The sequence below is a fragment of the Acetatifactor aquisgranensis genome, from assembly GCF_943193215.1.
Taxonomy (GTDB): Bacteria; Bacillota; Clostridia; order Lachnospirales; family Lachnospiraceae; genus Acetatifactor; species Acetatifactor aquisgranensis.
The window spans coordinates 1-18,028 of the sequence record NZ_CALPDH010000024.1; the positions used below are offsets into that span (position 1 = coordinate 1).

An 18,028-nucleotide genomic window follows, 5' to 3' on the forward strand; every position below is an offset into this window, starting at 1 on the left:
TGCTGATAAAATCAAGGTTTCTTGATGCCGGCATATTGGTTTTTATCGTTTTGAGTACTTATAATCCGACTTTAGGGATAGAAAGGAAAAAATATGAATGATTTGGTAATTAAAACAGAGAATTTAACAAAGATTTATGGAGAACAGAAAGCTGTCAAGTCCGTAAACCTGCACGTGAAAAAGGGGCGTATCTATGGGCTGCTTGGACGTAACGGAGCAGGAAAGACAACGATTATGAAAATGATTTTAGGATTGACTTCCATTACATCTGGAGAAGTGCAGGTGTTTGGGAAAAACATCAAAGGACAGGAAAAAAGGATATACCCTCGTATTGGTGCAATCATTGAAACGCCTGGGTTTTATCCGAATCTGACTGGAACGGAAAATCTGGAGATTTTTGCAAAGTTGCGTGGTACATCCCGCCCAGATGCTGTAAAAAATGCGTTAGATGTTGTAGGACTGCCATATCGAGATAAAAAGCTGTTTAGCAAGTATTCTCTTGGCATGAAGCAACGGCTTGGAATTGCAAATGCTATCATGCATGACCCCGAACTGTTGATTCTTGACGAACCGATAAATGGTCTTGACCCGATTGGCATAGCGGAAATCAGAAAATTTTTGCAGGATTTAAGCAAAGAACGAGGGAAAACTATCTTGATTTCCAGTCATATCCTATCAGAGATTGACCTGCTTGCAGATGATATAGGAATCATTCACGAAGGAAACCTGCTGGAAGAAAGCAGCATGGACGAATTGAGAAAGAAAAACCAGAAATATGTTTTATTCCGTGTATCATCTACAGTAACCGCGGCTCGGATTCTGGAGCAGAAATGCGGCGGAGTAAATTATCTTATTGAAGATGATAATGTTATGCGGGTTTATGATACGGACATTGATTTAAGCAGGATAAATCAAGAGTTTATAACGAATAACATTGGTGTTTATGAAAGTAGGGTTTGTGATGAAAGTCTTGAGGATTATTTTAAAGAAATTACTGGAGGTGTTGGCATTGCTTAAAATGTTGGATACAGAGTTTAGAAAGATAAAACGGCAGAAAATATGAACCAAATTTCTCTAATTACCAGATGTCAGCAGCAATATTTGTACTTGCAGTATGCTTGTTTTTTTCTTTGCTCATTATAACTCTTGCAAGGAGGAATCTTTATGATTAATCTGATACAAACTGAATTTTCAAAACTTAAGAGACAGAAGACCATACTTATCATTACGGGAGTATTACTCTTATTTTGGGCAGGTATGGCATTTTGGAATTATCATGTCCCACAAAAGAGCTTCGAAGATTTTTATATGAAATATAGCAGCTATTTAGCTATGCTCCTTCCGTTTCTGTTAGGGCTGCTCTTTATTGAGATATACCATGCGGAATACAAAAACGATACTTTGAAAGAATTGCTGCAAATCCCTGTTTCAATGAACCAACTATTTTATGTAAAAATTCTGTTTTCGTTTTTGGCTGCGGTTATCATTATGTTGCTAAACTGTCTGCTCATTGTAGTTAGTGCTGTTATATGCAGGAGTACGGACATATGCATTTATCAGATTTTGATGCTGATAAGATTCTTTCTGCTTATTGCATTGGCTATGCCATTTACAATGTTTCCTGTGTTTCTGGTAACTGCTTTGACATCAGGAAACACGATTTTTTCAAGTACAGTATGCTTTATCTATTCGTTGTCAGGAATAATCGGGATTTCACAGTTGGCAGGAACGCATCCCTTATCCAGTATGTTAAATATTTTGTTTGGCAATCAACTTTCGTCAATAGCAACGGATGGGAAAAATCTAATATATATCGTAGATGTAATGCTTTTTGTTTTGATAACTGTTGTTTCTGTGAAAGTTTTTTATAAGGTGAAACGTGGAGATAAGTATAAGTAAGAACAAGAGGATTATCGAGTGAGAAAATGGAATAATTTTAAAGAATTTTGTGTTCATGTAATCATGGGAATAGATATTGTCTTGATTGGAATCCTGCTGATACTTATGGAAATATTATTTATGATTATTTCTGCTATTTGGGAAAGTGCGGACAAGATAATCCACAGATTGGAGGTGAAAATATGAAGCGAATATTGTTAGTTGACGATTTCACAGATTTCTTAAAGATTTTAGCACAGGCATTAGAACGAGATTTTGAAGTGCATACTGCAACAGGTGTTTCAGAAGCAATGGCGATAATTGGAGAAATAGAGATGGATTCGATATGTTCTGATTTGGAGATGAAAGATGGAACAGGTTTGGATATATTGGATTCACTGAGGAAAAACCATATAGAAATTCCGTTTATTCTTATGTCTGGAAAAGATGACTGTTTTGAAATTAAAATAGCAAAATGTTATGGTGCTGTCTTTATATCGAAAACTTCTTCTGATTTTCTGACGCAAATTAAAAATAATTGCGATAGAAGCAATTGACTGATTAATTAGTGTGGCGAAAATGTATATGTCTGCCAAATAAAAAAACAGCGTTTTGGCGGGCTGCATCTTCATGCCTGAATAAAAAATGATTTACCCTCTAAACCTGTTTTTGTGTTTGGAGGGATTTTTTATGTTCTTTTTTCGGGCAGTTATCCATCTGCTCATGCAATCGTCACCGCTATAGCTTTCAATTGACTTTTTAAGAATTTCGTAAATCCTCATTTCAATATCGTGTCTCTCTTTGTCGATGACTCCCAAGTCAAAATCTAAATTGCTATTTTCTTTGTACTCTATCAAGAGTTTTTCCAGCATTGTGCGCTTATTTTTTTGCCGCTCATATAAACGATGAAATTCAGTTCATTCTTTTTAGCATACTCTTCAGCATCCCGCAGCGATTTTTTAAAGATTTCTTTTGCCGTCATTGTATATCCTCCTCGTTGTGGTTTATGTATCCCGATGCCCTGTCACGGGCATTTCGTCTTAATTCTCAAAGACTCTTCAGGGGATTTACAGTTGTGAGAAAACTTTCATGTATTCGTATGCCACTTTCCGTGCTGCCCTGTCAACCTTTTCTACTCGTTCCCTTGCAGCTTGTGCTGTTTTGGCTACTTCAGGATTATCAGTATGTCTACTTTCAAAGGCTAAACAATATTTCCAATTACCAGCAAGGGAACTTATCTTCTTTTCGACTGCTGGATGCACGATCATGCTGAATGCCGTATCCATAAGCTTTATAAAATCAGCTTTGGATAGTTCGCAATCGGTGTAGATAGGCTCAATCTCGTTTGTGTATTCGGTGTAGGATATGTAGTTTTCGGTCTTGCCTGACAGTGTGAGGAATTCGCTGTACATCATAGTTTTTTACCTGTCCTTTCGTTTTGTTTGGTTTGTTAGTGTTCTTTGGTTGTTGGTATTTCTACCGATAGGGAAGCGGAGAACTGAATCTCCCACGGCTTGACCGTCACTCCCTGTTGTTGTTGGCCTATCACTTAACCCTTAACACATTGAAGAAGCTGACTTTCTCAAACGGTTTCAGGTCATCTCCCAGGATATCCGCCCATACCCACTAACCAAAGCACATTGACAATTCAATAGACTTTGCATCCTGAATGTGGTATACTCATTACATTGGGAGGTACAAGCGTATGACTGATAGTGAAAAGCTTGATTTGCTTTTAGCCGAAATGCAAGAGATGAAAACGGAAGTAAAGGAAATCAACCAAAGAGTGGCACAACTGGAAAAGAAAGTGGACAGGCTGGCAGTGGAAGAGACTAAAACACAAGGAGAACTGTTCAAAATTGACCGTAAGATTGAAAATGTCTATGGAGTAGCCCTTGACGCACTCGCAGCTACAGCCGAAAACAGGAAATGGCTTGAAACAGGCAGTGGCTCACTGATCTAACTGAAAACCGAATACCAAAAAAAGGATGCAAGGCCTATTGGATTGTCAAAGGCTTTGCATTTTTCATTCATGGAGGTATTCAGGTATGGGAAGATATTTCATCAATGTGAACACGCTGGAACAGCTACGGAGGCAGTACAAGGAGTTGCTTAAGAGGTTTCACCCTGACAACGGTGGATCTGAAGAAATCATGAAAGCTGTAAATGTCGAATATGATAAGCTTTTCAAGGTGCTGAAAGACAGGCACGAAAGCAAGTCGGCAGACGGTCAGGAAGAAACAGACAAAGCAAAGTCAGCCTATAACGCTAACATGTACGACTGGGAGAATGACAAGGCCTTGCGTGAAGTGCTTCAGAAGATAATCAACTTTTCAGGAATCGAGATTGAAATAATGGTATTGGCATAGCGAGGTTTTCAGGAAAAGGAGCCACAAGACGCTGAGCATGGAGGCCATAAGGGACTATTACGGCAGCACTAGAGTCGATACCATGCAGATGGTACTGGAAGCATAGAAGCATGTTACAGAAAATCGTAAAAAATGGGTGTAACCGTTTGATTGGCTACACCCTGGCAATATAAAGAATGGAAATGCCGTAGATACATGATTCAAGGCCATAGGATTGACTTTCACGGCCTTTTTTTACTTGGTTCTGATTATAGCTATATAAATGATTTTGGGGGCAAATTCGGCTTTAAATTGCTTTGGTGTATACTTTATCGGCTTGATAGAAAAGTGGCTAAATGGGGCAAATATCGCTTTGTAAATGGCAGTCTGATTGGCCGTTTTAGGGCATGATTAGCATGGCTGAAAAGGTAGTGCTGCATGTAGCCCAGGTGGGTTTACATTATTTTTTGAATGTTTTGAGTCGGGGAAGCGCCCATCTGTTCATTCTATACATCAGGCCTATTTTTCAGCCCCACCGAACCAGATATATAGGGGTAGGGGGTATGTTTCCATCTAAAATATATAAGTACCTAATGTATACCCTATACCCCTCTAAAAACAGGCTCCTTAATCAGCCAGTTATCAATATAATCCTATCAAAACTCTACCGGCTTGTACTCTCTCATATCCGGAATAAACCTGTCCTCATAAAAGTCAAGAAAGATTCGATAACATTCTTCCTCAGAACACATTTTATAATACAGTCGTGTTCCTTCCTCCTCAATCCCCAATTCTACCTCGATTTCACCATCATGTATACAGGCTTGGACATAGCGGACTTTATTTTGTGCCACAGATGCTGTCAGAATCACAAATTCATCTGGTGTAACGAACATATCCGACAGATAATCCTCGATGTCTACATCCCTGAAATCAGTAAGCTTTCCTTCCTGGTTTTCCAATGTGAATCCTTGTTGGCTCTTCACTTTCTGGAAGACTATTTCTTTATTCTTCTTAAATGGTAACTTCATGTTCTGGCCTCCTGGTGCAGATGACAATCCTTCTTAAGGATTCAAAATACTGATTCATTTGTTGCATGGCAAAAAATATTTACATGGATATCATACCACAAATACATCTTTATTTCTACATATAGTATGAAACCGTAAAAAAATAGGGCATACCAGATAAGTCCCCCTATCCGATATGCCCCTATAAACCGCTTAGATGACATCATGCTTTTTCAGTATCTGTAGATAACCCTCTGCAAGCTTTGGGTTAATCCTGACCAGTCCGCTGATGTTGTCATACATCCTCTGCTGCATCTCCTCCGCTTCTCTCTTTTCCTTCTGTTCCATCTCAGCCGCTTTCACTTTCTCCTTTCATAGTGCTTGCCATCAGATGCTTCCATGGCATCCTTCATTTCTTCCTGTTCCTCAAAAAATGCTTTTACGAACCTTTTGAATTTCCTGTCATCCAGGATAACCTTATCTGCATTGCATGGTTTACGGTGCCTGGGCTTCTTCTTTCTGCTATTGGAAGATTCCTTTTCTTTGCCCTTCTCAGGCGCATCAACCACGATGACACCCATGGCATTATTATCGCTCCGCTCATTCTGGAACGGCTTGAAGTGGACACTGCATCCCCTTTCTATATGCTCGCCGTCAAGATTGGCATGATGGATGAAATAAGTCTTCCTGTCCTCTCCAAGGATGAAGCCGTAGCCCCTATCCTGGAAATATCTCGTTACCTTGCCATACATAGTCTCCTGATCTCCTCCTGTAGATTTTCTGTAGTAATGAAATTGTTGTTTTAAGTTACTGGGATGCAAGGGCGTAGGATACCCCTGTAACGCGCTGTGGTGCCCATATAAGGGCTTTGATGGATGATGTATAGATTTTGTGTGTATTTATGTGTCTGTGGGATTCAGGCACTAAAATAAGCCCACCATCGACTATATTTCTATAATCAATAATGGACTTATTCAGATGTCCAAATATTCTATTTTGTGCCAAACTCTTTTACCGCACCATTACCGCACCATTTATCTATCGAACTATATAGAATTATATGGTGTTTCATACACTTTGAGTTTCCTGCAAACCCTTTATTCATGCTACTTTATAGCAATTCATGGAGTTATATAGAATTACATGAAATCGCTAGTAAAACAACGATTCCTAATTTCATTTTCTCTTTAACCCATCCAGAAAGCCTTATATTTTCAGGCTTCTTCCTTTCTCTATATTTCGCTCATTTTTTCATGCATTTTCATCCGTCATAGCGTAATCACCTGCCCCGCTGCCTCCGGTTCCCTTCCCGCTGCCGCATCTGATTCAGCTCCTCATACAACAGGCAATAGTTCTCATAGCGCATCCTGCTGACGGTGCCCTCCGCCACCGCCGTCTTCACGCCGCAGTCCTTTTCCCCGATATGCGCGCAGCCGCCGAACCGGCAGAATTTCTCACAGGCCGCAAATTCCGGGTAAAAGCCCGCCAGCTGTTCTTTCTCCAAATCGAACAGCCCCAGCGAGCTGAACCCGGGGGTGTCCAGAATATAAGCGCCCTCCCCTATGGCTATCAGTTCAGAATGCCTGGTGGTATGTTTCCCGCGCTCAATCTTCGCGCTGATTTCGCCGGTCTCCATGACCACGCCGCTCTGCAGGCAGTTGATGAGAGAGGACTTCCCCACGCCGCTGGGTCCGGCCACAGCGGTGGTATGTCCGGCCAGCAGGGATTTCAGTTCCTCTATGCCCAGCCCCTGCTTCGCGCTGACCGCCAGAGTGCGGTAGCCGCAGGCATCGTAAATCTTCCTGTGTTCTTTGCTGCTTCCGTCCTCGTCCATGTCCAGCTTGTTGAAACAGATGATGCAGTCGATCCCCTGCTGCCCCATCATAATCAGGAACCGGTCCAGCAGGTTGAAATTCGGCCGGGGTTTGACGATGGCGAAAATCACCAGAGCCTGATCCACATTTGCCACCGCGGGGCGTATCAGTTCACTGTCCCTGGGCAGCAGCCGGCTGATATTGCCCAGCCCCTCTGCCTCGTCCAGCACGTCCATCTCCACCCGGTCGCCCACCAGAGGCTTTCGGTTGTCCTTGCGGAACACGCCCTTCGCCTTGCATTCATATATCCTGTCTTCGCAGCACACATAATAGAATCCCGCGATTCCCTTGATGATTCTTCCCCTCATAATCTCTTTCCGGGCTGACCTCCAAATTTCCATGGCACTGCGGAATCCCGCAAGCTCAAAGCCGCCAGGCCGTCAAATCCGTGCCCGCTACTCCTCCACAAACTCGATTCTTCTGGTAAAGCTTCTCTCCTCCGTGGCGGGCTCCGGAGCAATGGGATTGCCCTCGGAATCCACACCAGGCTCCCCCTCTATAGTCACGGTATAAGTCATAGTGATAGTACCTCCCGAAGCAGTCAGCCCATAATAATTCGCCGCCTGGGGGAAGCTTGCCGTCCTTGTCTCCAAAAGCACATTGCCGTCATCCGTGACCAGCGTAATCAGCACCTCTGTCCCGGACGAGTAATCCGGCGCCTCCTCCACAGAGGGAGCCAGAATGCTGGCATTACATTTATAAGTGACAGCTTTCGGCCCTGTGCTGACCCTGATGTCTATAGTAGTCCCCGGTTCCACATAGGAGCCTTTTGAGTAGCTCTGGTAAAAAATCTTTCCTTCCCCCTGTTCATCGCTGCTCTCATAGGCCACATCCCCAATCTGCAGTCCGGCCTCCTGTATTTCCACTCTGCCGTCTGCCTCCGACTGCCCTATCAGGTTCGGCACCCGGATTTTCTCCTTGCCCTGGCTCACTATGACAGTGATATTGGTCCCCTTTGCCACCTTGGTCTGGGCGGCAGGCACCTGGGAGATGATCAGCCCCTCGGCCACATCGTTGGAGGACGCCTCCTCCCTTGTCACTGTGAATCCCTCGGCAGCAAGTCTGCTCTGCGCCTCCTCATAGGAAATCCCTGTCACCGAGGGCACCTCCACGCCCTGGGGGCCTGCACTTGCCACCAGCTTCACCTTGCTTCCTGCCTCGATTTCTGTACCGGCTTCCACATCCGCGCTGATTACCTTGCCCATCTCCACCTCGTCCGATTCCTCGTAGCCCACCTCAGACTCGATTTCCAGTTCCTTCAGCTCATTCCTGGCCTCTTCCACGCTCTTGCCCCTTACCTCCGGCATCTTCACATATTTTACTTCCGGCGACGGTGTAGGGGACTCTTCCTCCGAAGCAATCAGCGGATTATTCTCCTCTTTCCCGTCGCCGCGGTCTCCGAATACCTTGATGGCCAGAACTACCACAATCACGCAGATGACCACTCCTGCTATCAGGGCGAGAAAAGTAGTCACTTTCTCCATCTTGGGGTTATAATCGTAATCGTCCTCGTCCTCCGGCTCCTCCTCATCCTCATATACGGGCTCGGACTCGGCCCGCAGGCGCATGGACTCCTCTCTGGAATGCCTCTCTTCCATCTCCTCGTAATCCCGCTCATGATAGGCTGTCCGGCGCTTAATCTGCGCCCTCTCGCTGTCCGTAATCTTGCGGGTGCCCGCCTCCATGTCCGGGTCATTCTGCACGATGACCTCCTCCGGATTCATCAGAGACTGCTTCAGATCGGCAATCAGCTCCTGCATGTTCTGGTATCTGCGGTCAGGAGATTTCTGACAGCATTTCATCACGATGCCTTCCACGCTGGCAGGGATTTCCGGGACGAATTCCTTGGGCGAGGGCAGCTCCTCCTGGATATGCTTGATGGCGATGGCCACCGTGGTCTCCCCGTTAAAGGGCACTCTGCCGGTGAGCATCTCGAATATGGTGATGCCCAGGGAATAGATATCGCTCTTCTCATCGCTGTAGCCGCCCCTGGCCTGCTCCGGCGATGTATAGTGGACGGATCCCATCACATTGGAGGTGATGGTATTACTGGTGGCGGCTTTCGCGATGCCGAAATCCGTCACTTTCACCTTTCCGTCCTTTGAAATGATGATGTTCTGCGGCTTGATGTCCCTGTGGATAATGTGATTGTTGTGGGCCGCCTCAATTCCCATGCTGACCTGTATGGCGATGCTGACAGCCTCCTTGAAAGACAGCCTGGCCTTCTTCTCGATATACTTCTTGAGGGTGATGCCCTCCACAAGCTCCATGACTATATAGTAAATGCCGTTCTCCTCGCCAACATCGTACACATTCACGATGTTGGGATGCATCAGCCCGGCCGCCGCCTGGGCTTCTGTACGGAATTTCGACACAAAATTAGCGTTTTCACTGAACTCCTGTTTCAGGACCTTGATGGCCACAAAACGGTTCAGCTTATGACATTTTGCTTTATATACATCTGACATGCCGCCTGTACCGATTTTCTCCAATACCTCATAGCGGTCTCCTATCATCATTCCAATTTTAACCATATACGTTCTCCATTCTAACTATTCGGACAAAACAGGGACTTTCCGCCTGTATTATGCCAGAGGTTCAATCAAAATCACGCTGATATTGTCCTTGCCGCCGTTGTCATTGGCAGCCTCCACCAGCTCCTGCGCCCTTTCCACGATGTCCCGGGCCCCATTCATAATCATCCGTATCTCTTCATCCTCCAGCATATTGGTCAGCCCGTCCGTACACATCAGAACCGTATCCCCCTCTTCCAGGCGCACGGAAAAGAAATCTGCCTTCACCGTATCCTCGGCCCCCACCGCTCTCGTAATGATATTCTTATCCGGGTGGTTCCTCGCTTCCTCCCTGCCGATTCCGCCTCTCTGCACCATTTCCTCTACCCAGGAATGGTCCCTGGTAATCTGCCGTATTCCCCGGCGTCCCACTATATACAGCCTGCTGTCCCCCACATTCGCCACAGACAGGCGGTCCCCCTCACAGGTAGCCGCCACCACCGTAGTCCCCATGCCGGCTAACAGCGAAGACGCTGCCGCCAGCCTGCGTATCCGTGCATTGGCAGAATGTATCGCCCCGTCAAAAATGCGCGCGGCATCCGTCTCCGGCGAATCCGCTATATATTCCACAATCGTCTCCACCGTGACCTTTGACGCGTATTCCCCCGCGTTATGGCCTCCCATGCCGTCCGCCACCAGAAACAGATTGGGCAGACGCCCTATGGGCTGCTCTGACGAATACACGTAATCCTGATTCATTTTCCTCTTCCTGCCGATATTTGTTACGGAAAATGTCTTTAGCACGCTTTATTTCCTCCATATCCCCTGATACACTACTAAAAACGCAAACCCGAAAGCCGGCGCAAGTCCGGCAGAATCCTCTTCACCGGGTTCTGCCACGCGGGATTTAGACTTTCTTAGCCTGCGTCCTTTGCAGACTTGGAAACTCCTGCCGCATTGCGGAGCTGCCCGCAGGCCCCGTCAATATCCCGGCCCATTTCCCTTCTAATACTACCATTAATTCTATTTTTTTCAAGTATATTTTGGAAAGCCCTGATTCTGTCCGCATCCGGCCGGGTGAAATCCCGCTCTTTCACAGGATTCACCGGAATCAGATTGATGTGGCAGCGCAAAGGCCTGGCAAGACGGCAGAGCCTCTCCGCGTCCCGCTCCGAATCATTGACTCCCCTGATCAGACTATACTCCAAAGTAATCCGCCTGCCGGTCTCCTCGAAATAATACGCGCAGGCCTCCATCAGCTCTTCAATCGGATACCGCTTCGCTATGGGCATCAGCTGCATGCGCTTCTCATCCGTGGTGGCATGCAGGGACAGCGCCAGCGTAATCTGCAGTTTCTCCCTGGCCAACAGCTTCATCCGGGGCACAAGGCCGCAGGTAGATACTGTCACATTCCTCTGGCTGATATGAAGCCCGTCCTCATCCGTGAGCATCCGGATGAACGTCAGCAAATTATCGTAATTATCCAGAGGTTCTCCTATGCCCATGACCACCACATTGCTCACCCGCTCCCCTGTCAGTAGCGTGATGGCATAAACCTGATCCAGCATCTCCGCAGGCGTCAGGTTCCGCTCCAGTCCCCCCAGCGTGGAGGCACAGAAACCGCAGCCCATCCGGCAGCCCACCTGGGAGGAGATGCAGACACTGTTGCCGTGCTTATACTGCATCCAGACGCTTTCTACTAAATTTCCGTCCGACAGCTCGAACAGAAACTTTTTCGTGCCGTCGATTTTGGATTCCTGCACGCGGACTGCATGCAGGGCCGTATAGGTATACCGCTGCCTGCACTCCTCCCGCAGGGCCTTGGAGAGGTTCGTCATCCCCTCAAAATCCCTTGCAAGCTTCACATGCATCCACTCGTACATCTGTCTGGCACGAAATCCCTTTTCCCCTATGGAGGTCATCTCTGCCATGAGCTCCGGCAGCGTCAGGGACTTGACATCAATTCTTTTCCTGATTCCTTTATCCATTGTTTTATCCATTTCCTTTTTTCATTTTCTCATGGGTTTATACGCCTGAACCTTGCCAGGAAAAAGCCGTCCGCCTCAAAAAATCCCGGCAGAAGCTGTATACACGCCGCCTCTTCCGCCTCTGTAAGCGGAATGGCAGGCGCTGTCCCGCTTATCTCCAGCTGTGCCGCCATCTGTCTCTTCACGGCAAGAACCTCCTTAGGCAGCACACCCTCCAAAGATACCGGCTCGAACCCAAGGTCTCTTACCAGAAAGCGCACCATAGCCTGATTCTCCCTGCTGTGGATGGTGCAGGTGCTGTAGAGAAGCGTCCCGCCCGGCTTTACATATCCGGCGCTGGCTTTCACAATCTGCCGCTGAAGCTCCTGCAGACTCTCCAGATTCTCCGGCTTTATCCGATATTTGATATCCCTTTTCTTGCCCATGACTCCCAGCCCGGAGCAGGGCACGTCCAGCAGAACCACATCCGCTTTCCCCAAAAGGCTTTCATCCGTACATGTACCGTCAAACAGCTGCAGCTGTATATTTTCAGCTTTCATGCGCTTTGCGTTCTCCGCTATCCTGCCAAGCTTCTCCTCCGACAAATCTCTTGCCAGCACTTTTCCGCGACTGGCTTTCTCGGATGCCAAAATGCTCTTCCCGCCCGGTGCGGCGCAGACATCCACCACAAAATCCGACTCGCCGATTCCTGCCGATTCCACCGCCAGCACTGAACTGATGTCCTGCACCGTGCACAGCCCCTGCCCAAATCCCGCCAGCATTTCCGCTCCCTCCGCATGTTCCACCAGGTACACATACGGCAGATAGGGGCTCTGTCTCAGCGTCATCCCTTTCTCCCTCATGGATGCGCACAGTCTTTCCCGCTCTGCCTCCGGTATTCCAAGGGAAAAGCGCAGGGATACCGGGTGAATCGCCATCAGTCCCCGCAAAATGGTTCTGGTAATCTCCCGGCCATATTCCCTCTGCCACAGCTCCACCAGCCATTCCGGCATGGAATATTTGACGGAATCATGTAAAACAGGGGACGTTATTTCATCCGGCAGGGGGAGATTTCTTATGCCCGTGCACTTCGGGCCTTTTTCTCTGGAAATCCTGCGAAGCACGCCGTTCACAAAGCCTTTCAGGCTCTGGAACCCCCGCCTGGCAGCCAGCTTGCAGGCCTCGTCGCACACGGCGCTGTCAGGCACCGCATCCATGTATACCAGCTGATAGACGCTCATACGCATCAGGCAGCGTATCAGGGGCCGCATCTTATTTACGGGCAGACTGGAATAATGATTCAGATAATAATCCAGCTCCAGTCCCCGCTCCAGCGTCCCCTCTGTCACCCGCTTGATAAAAGCCTTTTCCCGGCCCTCCAGATAGTCATATTTGTCCAATACCGCTTTGATCAGCCTGTGGGAGTAATCCTCCTCCCGCTCCAGGGCAAGCAGTATATCCAGCACAAGTTCCCGCGCGTTCACGCCCACTGTCAGTCTCTCCTTCTATTATTGCCGCCAAAGAGCAGTACCAAACGCAGCAGCTGCAATCCGGCGGAAGCCGTCGCCGCCACATAGGTCATGGCTGCCGCGGTGAGCACCTTTTTACAGCCTTTTGCCTCCTGCGAGGTCAGCAGCCCGTACTGCTCCACTTTCGCCACCGCCCTGGCAGAGGCATTGAACTCCACCGGCAGCGTCACCAGCTGGAACACCACCGCCAGAGAGAATGCCAGGATACCAATCTGAATCAAAGTCTGATTCCAGCTTAAAATCACACCCAGCAAAATCAGGGGCATCCCCAGGCGGCTTGCGATATTCACCACCGGCACCAGAGCCGATCTGATGTTCAGCGGCGCATAGCCCTTTGCGTGCTGAATGGCATGGCCGCATTCATGGGCCGCCACCCCCACCGCCGTCACGGAAGCGTAATTGTAATTCCCCGCGGACAGCCGCACGGTATTGGTGCGGGGGTCATAATGGTCCCCGCTGTTCGAGGGCAGGCATTCCACCTGTACATTGTACAGGCCTTCATTGTTCAGAATCTGTCTGGCCGCCTCGGCCCCTGTCATGTTCCTGACATTGCGCACTCTGCTGTATTTACTCATGGCGCTGTTCACCATGGCGCTGGCGCCCATGCAGATAAGCATACCGATGATTACCAGGATATACGTAGGATCCCAATACATACTTTACCTCCTGTTCCGGCCCCATCTGCGGGGCCTGTCTCCCAGACCACTGTCTTTCCTGCAGGCAAATGCATTCGCCGCTTTTCATCCTGCAGCGTTGCAGACAAGTCACGGAAAATATCTCTGTCACTCTTCTCCCAGGACTTCTCCCGGCCGCATTCTGACTCCAAGCAGGAAATCATGGGCCGTCATCCTCTTTTTCCCCGCTAACTGCAGCTCGCGGATGCGCAGCGCTCCCTGTCCCGCAGCCACAGTCACGGAATCCTTATCCGTCCCCAGGATTTCCCCCGGGGTACGTCCGAAGACGTTCTCTGCCACCGCGGGCTCTGCCCGCCATATCTTCAGCTGCTTCCCCTTATAGCTGGTAAAGGCGCTGGGCCACGGGGTCATGCCGCGGATCAGGCGGTCTATCGCCATGGCATCCCGGGAAAAATCGATTTCCCCCATCTCCTTGCCGATAAGGGGCGCGTAACAGCTTAAGGCATCATCCTGCTTTACCGCTTTCAGTTTCCCCTGTTCCAGCAAGGACAGAGCCTCCACGATGGCCTCGCCGCCCAGCGCCGCCAGTTTGTCGTGGAGCGTTTCATAATTGTCTTCCGCCGAAATCCCGATTTCTTTCTGATAAAGAATGTCCCCGGTATCAATTCCTGCATCCATCTGCATGATAGTGATTCCCGTCCGCTCCTCGCCGTCTATGATGACATGCTGGATAGGGGACGCCCCTCTGTATTTCGGCAGCAGAGAGGCATGAATGTTCAGGCTGCCAAAAGGCGGAATGTCCAGAATCTCCCGGGACAGAATCTGACCGAACGCCGCCACCACGTAAGCCTCCGCCGGAAATCCGCGCAGCTCTTCTATGGCCTCCGGCCGCTTGATCCGCTTCGGCTGCATCACCGGAATACCATGCTCCATGGCACAAGCCTTCACCGGAGGAGGGACCAGCTCGCTGCTCCTCCCCTTAGGCTTATCCGGCTGAGTCACCACCGCCGTAATCTCATGTCCCGCCTCAATCAGGGCCTGCAAAGCCACCGCCGCATAATCCGGCGTCCCCATAAATACAATCTTCATTCCAAAACCTCCCATTCGCCGCAAACCATCAGGACTTCCTACACAAAACAAACTTTCCATCTGCCGCAAACCTGGAAGTTCTTAGCCTGTGTACTTTACAGGCTTAGAACTTCTTCTCACGATTCTTCCTCTACAGCGTCCTGAAGCGGCCCCTCTGCCTTTTCCACATACAGATGCCCGTCCAGATGGTCCAGTTCATGACAGATAGCCCGGGCCAGCAGCTCCGTGCCCTCCACCTCAAATTCCCTCATGTTCACATCCAGCGCCACCGCCTTGACATAATTGGGCCTGGTGACCTGGCCTGTCTTGCCCGGCACGCTCAGGCAGGCCTCCATCCCTGTCTGCTCGCCGCTGCTCTCTACGATTCTGGGATTGATGAGGATATAGGGATCCTCCCCTGTGACGTCTATCACCACGATGCGCTTGAGCACTCCCACCTGGGGAGCCGCAAGGCCTACGCCGTTGGATTCGTACATGGTGTCCAGCATATCCTCGATGAGCTCCTTTGTGCGCGGCGTCATCTCCGTCACCAGCTTGCAGGTCTTCCCAAGTACCTCTTCTCCCATTTCCCGTATGTTCCTGATTGCCATTTTCCTTGTCCCCTCCGATTGTCTCTTTACATTGTATTCATAGGATTGAAATCAAATTGCACCAGTTCGTTTGTGAGCTGGCGTGTTTGTATTTCCTCTTCCAGTAAATCCTTTATCTGTATCAGTTTATCATACTTTGGGCATTTCACATAGAACACAAATCTAAAAATATCATTAATTCTGCCGATGGAGGCCGGCGCAGGACCGATAATCTGCAGCTGTCCGGGCCTTTCGGAGGCGTTTTGGGGAGCATCTGCACATGTCCTCTCTTTCCTATTATCAAAATACCGCCTCGAAATATCCGCTAAATCATTCGCAAGTGTATGGCCCCTCTCCTGGGCTTTGGCAAAAATCTGCACTGCCAGCATATGAGCCGCAGGCGGATATCCCATCATCTCCCGATAGATGATCTCCTCCTTGTAAAAACCCTCATAGTTCTGGGCTGCCGCCTGGACCACTGCGTAATGATCCGGCTGATAGGTCTGGATTACCGCCTCGCCGGGCAGCGTCCCCCTTCCTGCGCGGCCTGCGGCCTGGGCCAGCAGCTGAAAGGTCTTTTCCCCGGCGCGGTAGTCCCCCACGCTTAAGGAGAGATCCGCCGCCAGCACGCCCACCAGCGTCACTTTCGGGAAATCATGTCCTTTCACGATCATCTGGGTGCCGATGAGCACATCCGCCTCCCCGCCCATAAAGGCCGACAGAATTCTCTCATAACTGTCTTTGGTCCGGGTGGTGTCCCCATCCATGCGCAGGGTCCGCACCCCCGGGAACATTTCCCTCAGCTTTTCCTCTATCTGCTGGGTCCCCGCCTTGAAGCCGCTGATATATTTGGATCCGCACTTCGGGCAGTTCTTCGGCTTCGGCTCGTGATAACCGCAGTAATGGCACATCAATATGCCCCTGTCCGCGCCTTTCCCCTCATTATGCTCTGACAGGGACACATCGCAGTGGGGGCATTTCATCACATGGCCGCAGGCCCTGCAGGACACGAAGCCCGCATAGCCTCTCCTGTTCAGGAACAGGATGCTCTGCTCTCCCCTGGAGAGCCTGTCTGCCAGAAGTTCCTGGAGTTTCCTGCTGAAAATGGAGCGGTTCCCCTCTTTCAGCTCCCTGCGCAGATCCACGGTATGGACCTGGGGAAGATGTCCCCCTGTCAGACGCTCTTTCAGGGTAAAAAGCTTATATTCCCCTGTCTCGGCCCGGTAATAGGACTCCAGCGAGGGCGTGGCGGACCCTAACAGCACGCTGGCCCCATGAAGCCTGGCCGCCTCGATGGCAGTCTCCCTGGCGTGGTACTTGGGGGAAGCTTCGCTTTTATAGCTGCCCTCATGCTCCTCGTCCATGATGATCAGTCCGATCTCGGGAAAAGGAGTGAACAATGCCGAGCGGGGGCCGATGATCACATCGATTTCCCCATTTCTGGCCCGTTCGCACTGGTCATATTTTTCCCCGGGAGAAAGGTTGGAATTCAGGATGCTGACCCTGTCGCCGAATCTGTTATAGAAACGCAGGAGCGTCTGGTAAGTCAGCGCGATTTCCGGTATCAGCACGATGGCCTGTCTGCCCCTGTCCACCATCTCCGACACCAGCTGCATATAGACCTCCGTCTTGCCGCTGCCGGTGATGCCGTGGAGCAGATAGATATCGGGGCGGCCTCTGTCAAAGTCCGCCATTATCTCTTCCACGATACGCCTCTGGTCGGCGCTCAAATGCTTTTTCTGCTCCTCCGTGCCGCTAAGCCTGACCGGATTGCGGAGGGTCTGGGTGCTTATGACCCGGACAGCCCCTGTCCTCTCCAGGCTTTTCACTGTCTGGGAAGATACGCCCAGCTTTCCTGTGACCCATTCATAGGGAATGGACTCCTGATTCACCAGTTCCTGCAGAAGCCGCTCCTTGGCCGCCTGTTTCTTTCTTCTGCTCTCTCCCAGCAGAGAGATGATTTCCTCTCTTCCCATGACCCGCTGCAGCGTCCTGTGCTCCAGCTTCTTCACGGAGCGCCTGGCCGGCAGCACTACCTTCAGGGCCTGTATCATGGTGGAACCATAGTTTTTCCGGATCCAGCCGGCCAGCGCGATCATTTTATCCTCCGCGCCTGCGCCGCCCATTTCGACGCCCCGGATTTCCTTTATCTTCCCGGCATCGTATTTGCATACGGTCCCTATGCCCACCACATAGCCCTTTAAAAGCTTATTGCCGTTTCCAAAGGGAATCGTCACGCAGGCCCCTGTCTCCAGCTTGCCCCAAAGCCTTTCAGGGATACGGTATTGGAAAGGCCTGTCCAGTTTCTCGTGAGAGATGTCCACAATGACATCCGCGTACCATTCGCTCACAGCTTTCCCTCCGCCCTCTTTCCGCCCTTTTGCTGCCGCACCGCCTTCATCCGAATCCACGCACAGGCCATGCAAAGCGCACCGCTTGACAGCATCCACAGCATGGCCGCTATCCTCGCTTTTTCCTGCTGTTCCTCTGTAGGCGCTGTCTCAAAAGAACCGCCCAGATACCAGCATAATGCCAGTATGAATCCGAGAAGAAAAATGACAATGCCCATATCGCAGATGAATCGAATTATTCCGGATTTCCTCATCCTTCGCCCTC

Annotated in this window: 21 protein-coding genes; 6 read left to right on the forward strand and 15 right to left on the reverse strand. The window is 49.6% G+C overall.

The window, feature by feature from the left end:
• Positions 1 to 93 precede the first annotated feature (93 nt).
• The 4 genes from NFS35_RS19210 (at position 94) to NFS35_RS19225 (ending at position 2,435) form a co-directional block, all read left to right on the forward strand.
• Positions 94 to 1,017, forward strand: a complete 924-nt coding sequence (locus NFS35_RS19210) for an ABC transporter ATP-binding protein (RefSeq protein ID WP_160253988.1) — start codon at positions 94 to 96, stop codon at positions 1,015 to 1,017.
• Positions 1,018 to 1,164: 147 nt separating this feature from the next.
• A complete protein-coding gene (locus NFS35_RS19215) occupies positions 1,165 to 1,899 on the forward strand; it encodes an ABC transporter permease (RefSeq protein WP_251208716.1) in 735 nt (244 codons plus the stop codon).
• An 18-nt stretch (positions 1,900 to 1,917) separates the two neighbouring features.
• Positions 1,918 to 2,085 carry a hypothetical protein gene (locus NFS35_RS19220; protein WP_251208717.1) on the forward strand — a complete coding sequence of 56 codons (168 nt, stop codon included), beginning with the start codon at positions 1,918 to 1,920 and terminating at the stop codon, positions 2,083 to 2,085.
• Positions 2,082 to 2,435, forward strand: coding sequence for a response regulator (locus tag NFS35_RS19225; protein WP_251208718.1), 354 nt, complete (start codon positions 2,082 to 2,084; stop codon positions 2,433 to 2,435). The genes NFS35_RS19220 and NFS35_RS19225 overlap by 4 nt, the downstream gene beginning before the upstream one ends.
• A 296-nt stretch (positions 2,436 to 2,731) precedes the next feature.
• Here NFS35_RS19225 and NFS35_RS29075 read toward each other — a convergent pair whose 3' ends face one another.
• Complete coding sequence (locus NFS35_RS29075) at positions 2,732 to 2,860, reverse strand: hypothetical protein (protein ID WP_275564710.1); 129 nt, start codon at positions 2,858 to 2,860, stop codon at positions 2,732 to 2,734.
• Positions 2,861 to 2,945: 85 nt separating this feature from the next.
• Positions 2,946 to 3,293, reverse strand: coding sequence for a hypothetical protein (locus NFS35_RS19230; protein WP_251208719.1), 348 nt, complete (start codon positions 3,291 to 3,293; stop codon positions 2,946 to 2,948).
• A 290-nt stretch (positions 3,294 to 3,583) separates the two neighbouring features.
• On the opposite strand from NFS35_RS19230, the gene NFS35_RS19235 reads away from it, so the two are divergent.
• Both NFS35_RS19235 and NFS35_RS19240 read left to right on the forward strand, forming a co-directional pair.
• Positions 3,584 to 3,841 carry a hypothetical protein gene (locus tag NFS35_RS19235; protein ID WP_251208720.1) on the forward strand — a complete coding sequence of 86 codons (258 nt, stop codon included), beginning with the start codon at positions 3,584 to 3,586 and terminating at the stop codon, positions 3,839 to 3,841.
• A gap of 85 nt (positions 3,842 to 3,926) precedes the next feature.
• Positions 3,927 to 4,247, forward strand: a complete 321-nt coding sequence (locus NFS35_RS19240) for a hypothetical protein (protein ID WP_251208721.1) — start codon at positions 3,927 to 3,929, stop codon at positions 4,245 to 4,247.
• Between the two features lie 635 nt (positions 4,248 to 4,882).
• Here the strand turns inward: NFS35_RS19240 and NFS35_RS19245 are convergent.
• The 13 genes from NFS35_RS19245 to NFS35_RS19300 all read right to left on the reverse strand — a co-directional run bounded on the left by NFS35_RS19245 (position 4,883) and on the right by NFS35_RS19300 (position 18,017).
• Entirely contained in the window at positions 4,883 to 5,257 is a 375-nt protein-coding gene (locus NFS35_RS19245) for a hypothetical protein (RefSeq protein WP_251208722.1), read from the reverse strand.
• A gap of 192 nt (positions 5,258 to 5,449) precedes the next feature.
• Positions 5,450 to 5,584, reverse strand: coding sequence for a hypothetical protein (locus NFS35_RS29080; RefSeq protein ID WP_275564711.1), 135 nt, complete (start codon positions 5,582 to 5,584; stop codon positions 5,450 to 5,452).
• A gap of 11 nt (positions 5,585 to 5,595) precedes the next feature.
• Positions 5,596 to 5,988 (reverse strand): cold shock domain-containing protein, encoded by a 393-nt coding sequence (locus NFS35_RS19250; RefSeq protein ID WP_251208723.1) that lies wholly within the window; start codon positions 5,986 to 5,988, stop codon positions 5,596 to 5,598.
• Positions 5,989 to 6,515: 527 nt separating this feature from the next.
• A complete protein-coding gene (gene rsgA / locus NFS35_RS19255; RefSeq protein WP_251208724.1) occupies positions 6,516 to 7,418 on the reverse strand; it encodes a ribosome small subunit-dependent GTPase A in 903 nt (300 codons plus the stop codon).
• Positions 7,419 to 7,505: 87 nt separating this feature from the next.
• Positions 7,506 to 9,644, reverse strand: a complete 2,139-nt coding sequence (gene pknB / locus NFS35_RS19260) for a Stk1 family PASTA domain-containing Ser/Thr kinase (protein WP_251208725.1) — start codon at positions 9,642 to 9,644, stop codon at positions 7,506 to 7,508.
• Between the two features lie 51 nt (positions 9,645 to 9,695).
• Positions 9,696 to 10,382: a Stp1/IreP family PP2C-type Ser/Thr phosphatase gene (locus tag NFS35_RS19265; RefSeq protein WP_251208726.1), complete on the reverse strand. Its 687-nt coding sequence runs from the start codon at positions 10,380 to 10,382 to the stop codon at positions 9,696 to 9,698.
• 158 nt (positions 10,383 to 10,540) lie between these two features.
• Complete coding sequence (gene rlmN, locus NFS35_RS19270) at positions 10,541 to 11,611, reverse strand: 23S rRNA (adenine(2503)-C(2))-methyltransferase RlmN (protein ID WP_251208727.1); 1,071 nt, start codon at positions 11,609 to 11,611, stop codon at positions 10,541 to 10,543.
• Positions 11,612 to 11,640: 29 nt separating this feature from the next.
• Entirely contained in the window at positions 11,641 to 13,080 is a 1,440-nt protein-coding gene (gene rsmB, locus NFS35_RS19275) for a 16S rRNA (cytosine(967)-C(5))-methyltransferase RsmB (RefSeq protein WP_251208728.1), read from the reverse strand.
• A gap of 2 nt (positions 13,081 to 13,082) precedes the next feature.
• Positions 13,083 to 13,775 carry a zinc metallopeptidase gene (locus NFS35_RS19280; RefSeq protein WP_251208729.1) on the reverse strand — a complete coding sequence of 231 codons (693 nt, stop codon included), beginning with the start codon at positions 13,773 to 13,775 and terminating at the stop codon, positions 13,083 to 13,085.
• Positions 13,776 to 13,901: 126 nt separating this feature from the next.
• A complete protein-coding gene (gene fmt, locus NFS35_RS19285; RefSeq protein ID WP_251208730.1) occupies positions 13,902 to 14,843 on the reverse strand; it encodes a methionyl-tRNA formyltransferase in 942 nt (313 codons plus the stop codon).
• A gap of 116 nt (positions 14,844 to 14,959) precedes the next feature.
• Positions 14,960 to 15,433 carry a peptide deformylase gene (gene def, locus NFS35_RS19290; protein WP_251208731.1) on the reverse strand — a complete coding sequence of 158 codons (474 nt, stop codon included), beginning with the start codon at positions 15,431 to 15,433 and terminating at the stop codon, positions 14,960 to 14,962.
• Positions 15,434 to 15,459: 26 nt separating this feature from the next.
• The gene (gene priA / locus NFS35_RS19295; protein ID WP_251208732.1) at positions 15,460 to 17,763 is read right to left on the reverse strand and encodes a replication restart helicase PriA; all 2,304 of its coding nucleotides are present in this window, start codon (positions 17,761 to 17,763) and stop codon (positions 15,460 to 15,462) included.
• Positions 17,760 to 18,017, reverse strand: a complete 258-nt coding sequence (locus NFS35_RS19300) for a hypothetical protein (protein WP_251208733.1) — start codon at positions 18,015 to 18,017, stop codon at positions 17,760 to 17,762. Before NFS35_RS19300 ends, priA begins: the two co-directional genes overlap by 4 nt.
• Positions 18,018 to 18,028 lie beyond the last annotated feature (11 nt).

Excerpts from the sequence above, each read along its gene's own strand:
- NFS35_RS19210 (WP_160253988.1), top strand. The coding sequence starts at position 94 with ATGAATGATTTGGTAATTAAAACAGAGAATTTAACAAAGATTTATGGA.
- NFS35_RS19215 (WP_251208716.1), top strand. The coding sequence starts at position 1,165 with ATGATTAATCTGATACAAACTGAATTTTCAAAACTTAAGAGACAGAAG.
- NFS35_RS19225 (WP_251208718.1), top strand. The coding sequence starts at position 2,082 with ATGAAGCGAATATTGTTAGTTGACGATTTCACAGATTTCTTAAAGATT.
- NFS35_RS29075 (WP_275564710.1), bottom strand. The coding sequence starts at position 2,860 with ATGACGGCAAAAGAAATCTTTAAAAAATCGCTGCGGGATGCTGAAGAG.
- NFS35_RS19230 (WP_251208719.1), bottom strand. The coding sequence starts at position 3,293 with ATGATGTACAGCGAATTCCTCACACTGTCAGGCAAGACCGAAAACTAC.
- NFS35_RS19235 (WP_251208720.1), top strand. The coding sequence starts at position 3,584 with ATGACTGATAGTGAAAAGCTTGATTTGCTTTTAGCCGAAATGCAAGAG.
- NFS35_RS19240 (WP_251208721.1), top strand. The coding sequence starts at position 3,927 with ATGGGAAGATATTTCATCAATGTGAACACGCTGGAACAGCTACGGAGG.
- NFS35_RS19245 (WP_251208722.1), bottom strand. The coding sequence starts at position 5,257 with ATGAAGTTACCATTTAAGAAGAATAAAGAAATAGTCTTCCAGAAAGTG.
- NFS35_RS29080 (WP_275564711.1), bottom strand. The coding sequence starts at position 5,584 with ATGGAACAGAAGGAAAAGAGAGAAGCGGAGGAGATGCAGCAGAGGATG.
- NFS35_RS19250 (WP_251208723.1), bottom strand. The coding sequence starts at position 5,988 with ATGTATGGCAAGGTAACGAGATATTTCCAGGATAGGGGCTACGGCTTC.
- rsgA (WP_251208724.1), bottom strand. The coding sequence starts at position 7,418 with ATGAGGGGAAGAATCATCAAGGGAATCGCGGGATTCTATTATGTGTGC.
- pknB (WP_251208725.1), bottom strand. The coding sequence starts at position 9,644 with ATGGTTAAAATTGGAATGATGATAGGAGACCGCTATGAGGTATTGGAG.
- NFS35_RS19265 (WP_251208726.1), bottom strand. The coding sequence starts at position 10,382 with ATGAATCAGGATTACGTGTATTCGTCAGAGCAGCCCATAGGGCGTCTG.
- rlmN (WP_251208727.1), bottom strand. The coding sequence starts at position 11,611 with ATGGATAAAGGAATCAGGAAAAGAATTGATGTCAAGTCCCTGACGCTG.
- NFS35_RS19280 (WP_251208729.1), bottom strand. The coding sequence starts at position 13,775 with ATGTATTGGGATCCTACGTATATCCTGGTAATCATCGGTATGCTTATC.
- fmt (WP_251208730.1), bottom strand. The coding sequence starts at position 14,843 with ATGAAGATTGTATTTATGGGGACGCCGGATTATGCGGCGGTGGCTTTG.
- def (WP_251208731.1), bottom strand. The coding sequence starts at position 15,433 with ATGGCAATCAGGAACATACGGGAAATGGGAGAAGAGGTACTTGGGAAG.
- NFS35_RS19300 (WP_251208733.1), bottom strand. The coding sequence starts at position 18,017 with ATGAGGAAATCCGGAATAATTCGATTCATCTGCGATATGGGCATTGTC.